General features: G+C 75.7%; 4 protein-coding genes and 1 pseudogene. 2 read left to right on the top strand and 3 right to left on the bottom strand.

The genetic code is table 11. From position 1 onward, the window contains the following. Positions 1–522 (top strand): annotated as a pseudogene (locus ACJOT3_RS33215) (FAD-linked oxidase); the annotation flags it as partial. 44 nt (positions 523–566) lie between these two features. On the opposite strand, the gene ACJOT3_RS33210 reads toward ACJOT3_RS33215, so the two are convergent. Further along, on the bottom strand, positions 567–977 hold the full coding sequence (locus tag ACJOT3_RS33210; protein WP_406977095.1) for a DNA-binding protein: 411 nt from the start codon (positions 975–977) through the stop codon (positions 567–569). Positions 978–1035: 58 nt separating this feature from the next. Then, positions 1036–1797 (bottom strand): SDR family oxidoreductase, encoded by a 762-nt coding sequence (locus ACJOT3_RS33205; RefSeq protein ID WP_406977094.1) that lies wholly within the window; start codon positions 1795–1797, stop codon positions 1036–1038. A 150-nt stretch (positions 1798–1947) separates the two neighbouring features. Between ACJOT3_RS33205 and ACJOT3_RS33200 the strand changes: the two genes are divergently transcribed. Further along, positions 1948–3321, top strand: coding sequence for an FAD-binding oxidoreductase (locus tag ACJOT3_RS33200; RefSeq protein ID WP_406977093.1), 1374 nt, complete (start codon positions 1948–1950; stop codon positions 3319–3321). A gap of 67 nt (positions 3322–3388) precedes the next feature. Here ACJOT3_RS33200 and ACJOT3_RS33195 read toward each other — a convergent pair whose 3' ends face one another. Beyond that, positions 3389–3973 carry a hypothetical protein gene (locus tag ACJOT3_RS33195; RefSeq protein WP_406977092.1) on the bottom strand — a complete coding sequence of 195 codons (585 nt, stop codon included), beginning with the start codon at positions 3971–3973 and terminating at the stop codon, positions 3389–3391. Between the last annotated feature and the right edge of the window lie 71 nt (positions 3974–4044).

Below are 4044 nucleotides of genomic sequence, written 5' to 3'. Positions count from 1 at the left end.
GGGCGGGCGCGCGCGTTGCTGGCGCCGCTGGCGTCGGTGGGCGGGTCGGTGCGCGACACGTTGGGGGAGCTGGCGTTGACGGAGCTGGGGTCGGTTTCGGGTGATCCGGTGGATCCGACGCCGGGGCTGGCCCGGACCGAGCTGCTCACCGGGCCGGTCGGGGAGTGGAGTGCGGCGCTGGCGGCCGAGCCGCTGGATCCGCTGTTCGGGGTGCAGGTGCGACAGCTCGGCGGTGCGCTGGCGGGGCCGTCGGGGACGCCGTTCGGGTCGCTGAGCGAGCCGTTCTACGCGTACGCGTTCGGGGCGCCGGTGGGTCCGGGCGGGGAGGGTGCGGTGCGCGGGCGGTTGGAGCGGCTGTTCGCGGGGGTGGCGGTGAGCGGGCGCAAGCCGCTGACGGCCCTGGGGGCGGGGGAGCCGGTGGGGCGGGTGTTCTCGCCTCGGGTGTTGGAGCGGTTGGGGCGGATCAAGCGTGAGCGCGACCCGCACGGTGTGGTGCGGGCGGCTCATTCGGTGCTGGGGTGAGGGGGCGGTGGGGGTCCCCGGTGCGGGGACCCCTGCCGGGTTGTTCAGTCGGTGCGGTGGGTGAGGCGGTCGTGGCGCTGGCGGGCGGCCTGGGCCGAGCCCAGGCCCAGGCCGAAGGCGATGTCCTGCCAGGTCATGCCGCGTCCCTTGGCCATCTGGAGCAGGCCGAGTTCGAGCCGGTCGAACTCGGCGCGGGCCAGGGGCAGCAGGGTGAGGGCGGCCAGCAGGTCCTCGCCGTCGACGTCGGGTTCGCCGGTGTCGGGCAGGGCGCTGCCGGCGGCGAGGTCGGCGGTGCGGCGCAAGGCGTCCAGGGGGGCCATGGGGCGGGTGTCGGCCTCCCAGCGGATGCGGTCCTCGCCGGTGGCGTGGCGGTGGGTGAGGCGGGTCAGGGCGGGGTAGGCGCGCTGTTTGCGGGCTTTTTCGGGGTCGGGCGGGGTCAGGTCGGGTGCGGTCATGGTCCCAGCATCACCTGGACAACCCCATATTGTCAACGTAAAGTTTTCAACACTTTGTTCAAACGGTGGGGTCGTGGGGGTGGGCGAGGAACTCCGCGAAGGTCACCGTGCCCACCGCCCGCTCCGGGGCCAGGTGCTCCCCCGCCCGGTGGGTCGCGAACACCCGCCCCGGCAGGCGCACGGGCACCGTCCTCCGCGGCAGGCCGTGCGCGTTCAGGTAGGCGTCCATGAGGTCGGCGAAGGACTCCACCGCGGGGCCGCCCATGTCGGGCACCCGCCCCCGCGGCTCCCCCCGGGCCAGCAGCACCAGCCGGGAGGCCGCCTCGTGCACCGCGATGGGCTGCGCCGCGATCTCGGGGACCGGCGCCACCGGCAGGCGGGCCGCCGCCGCGCACAGCGACGCCGCCCGGTCGTGGAACCACGTGGTGCGCAGCACCGTCCACCCCAGCCCCGAGGCGGCCAGCGCCCGCTCCACCGTGTACCGGGTGCGGTGGTGGCGCGAGGGGATCCGGTCCGCGCCCACGTCCGAGGCGTACACCACGTGCCCCACCCCGGCGCGGCGGGCCCGCCCGATCAGGTGGGCGGCCGCCCTCAGGTCCCCGTCGGCGGCGGAGGCGGCGGCCAGGTGCACCACCGTGTCCACCCCCGCCAGGGCCTCGGCCAGGCCGGTGCCCGAGCGCAGGTCCACCGCGTGGGCCGACGGGTCGCCGGGCCGGGCGTGCCTGCTGAGCGAGCACACCTGCTCGCCCGCGCGCCGCAGCCCCTCCACCACCGGCCGCCCCAGCGTGCCGGTACTGCCGGTGACCAGGATCTTCGCCATCTCCCGCTCCTTCCCCGCCGCCGCTGGCGACGCTAGCACCGCGGGCTTGCGGAGCGGGGGCACCGCGCGGGAGCGGGCCCGGGCGGGGTCGCTAGGGTGCTGGTCAGCGCCGCCCGAGCCGGGGCCGGCGCCCGAGCCTTGAGGAGGGGCATGTCCATCGCCCAGAGCCTGGCCGCCGGGATCGGCGCCGACCAGGTGATCACCGACCCCGAGATCATGCGGGGTTACGCCCACGACGAGGCCGAGTGGGCGCCCTACGGCACCCCCGCCGCCGTGGTGCGCCCGCGCGACACCGCCGATGTGGCCGCGGTGGTAGCCCTGTGCGCCGAGCACCGCGTCCCGGTGGTGGGGCGCGGCGCCGGAACCGGGCTGTCGGGCGCCGCCAACGCCGTCGACGGGTGGGTCGTGGTGTCCTTCGAGCGTATGAACCGGGTGCTGTCGGTCGATCCGGTGCAGCAGAGCGCCGTCGTCCAGCCCGGTGTGGTCAACGACGACCTGCGCCGCCGGGTCGCCGACGACGGGCTGTGGTACCCGCCCGACCCCGCCTCGGCCCCCTGGTCGACGATCGGCGGCAACGTCGCCACCAACGCGGGCGGGCTGTGCTGCGTCAAGTACGGGGTGACCCGCGACTACGTGCTGGGCATGGAGGCGGTGGTGGGCACCGGGCAGGTGGTGCGGCTGGGCCGGGCCACCGCCAAGGGGGTGACCGGCTATGACCTGGCCGGGCTGATGGTGGGCTCGGAGGGGACGCTGGGCCTGGTCACCGAGGTGACCCTGCGGATGCGGCCGCTGCGCACCGGGGTGGAGCACACGGTGGTGGGCTACTTCGACTCGCTGACCGACGCCGGGCGCGCGGTGGCGGCGGTGGCGGCCTCGGGAGTGGTGCCCTCGGCGCTGGAGCTCATCGACCGGTTCTGTCTGCGGGCCGTGGACGAGTGGAAGAACATGGGGCTGTCGGCCGAGGGCGAGGTGCTGCTGCTGGCGCGCAGCGACCAGCCGGGGGCGGCCGGGGAGCAGGAGGCCGACACCATCCTGGGCTGCTTCCAGGGCGAGGGGGCGGCCTATGCGGTGCGCTCCACCGACGCCGAGGAGGCCGAGGCGCTGTTCGCGGCGCGCAGGCTGGCCTACCCGGCGCTGGAGCGGCTGGGGCCGCTGCTGACCGAGGACGTGTGCGTGCCCAAGGCGCAGGTGCCGTACATGCTGGCGCGGATCGAGGAGGCGGGGCGCCGGTTCGACACCCACATCGGCAACATCGCCCACGCGGGGGATGGAAATCTGCATCCGCTGTTCATCGTCCCGGCCGGGGACGAGGCGGCCAAGAAGCGGGCCAAGGAGGCGTTCGAGGTGATCGTGGACGAGGCGCTGGCGCTGGGCGGCACGGTGACCGGCGAGCACGGGGTGGGGCTGTTGAAGATGCGCGGGGCCGCCCGGGAGCTGGGGCCGGACGTGGTGGGCATGCACCGGGCGGTGAAGAACGCGCTGGACCCGGCGGGGATCTTCAACCCCGGCAAGGTGTTCGCCTGATCCCACCCGGGTGTGCGGGGACGGTGGTGCCCCCGCACACCCGGTGTGGTCCGACCACTCCGTTGCCCTACCTGGCGGGGCGGGGGCGGCCGTGGTGCCAGGCCCAGGCGGCGGCCGCCGCCACCGCGGCCACCAGGACCCACCACAGCGTTCCGACCTGGTGCGGGCAGGTGTCGGCGACCCCGAACAGGGCGTTCCCGCACAGGCGGCGGAACCCCGGGACGGGCCGCAGGTAGACCATGGGGCCGCTGGCCAGGGCGGTGGCGGCCACCATGGCCAGGGCGCCGGCCGTCGACCAGAGCGGGCGGGCGCCCCGGCCCGGGCGCAGCCGCGCCCGCAGCGCGAGGGCGACGGCGGCCGTGACCAGGGACAGCACCGCCCACCCCCACATCAGGGAGGCGAACCCGTCACAGGGCGGGTTCACGTGGTGCACGGGGACGGACAGGTGGTCCGGGGCCCGCGGGATGCCCAGCGGGTTGCACCAGCTCTCGACGGTGAAGAGGTAGGTGTAGGCGAGGACGGCCGGGGCGGCGAGGGCGCCGATCAGGGCCAAGGCGGACACGGCGAGCAGGCCGTGGCGCAGGAACGGGGGAACGCCGACCGGGGCGGCGGGTGCCGCCGGGGTCGGGGGGTGGGGGTGTACGGGGACCACTCCTCGGCGGTCGAAAGGGACGGTTTCCTCCCCCTCGGACCCCGGCCGGGGACGAAAAGTTCGCCCCCGGC

The organism is Nocardiopsis protaetiae (assembly GCF_045446735.1).
Lineage (GTDB): Bacteria > Actinomycetota > Actinomycetes > Streptosporangiales > Streptosporangiaceae > Nocardiopsis > Nocardiopsis protaetiae.
This window is presented reverse-complemented; position numbering and strand designations above follow the sequence as displayed.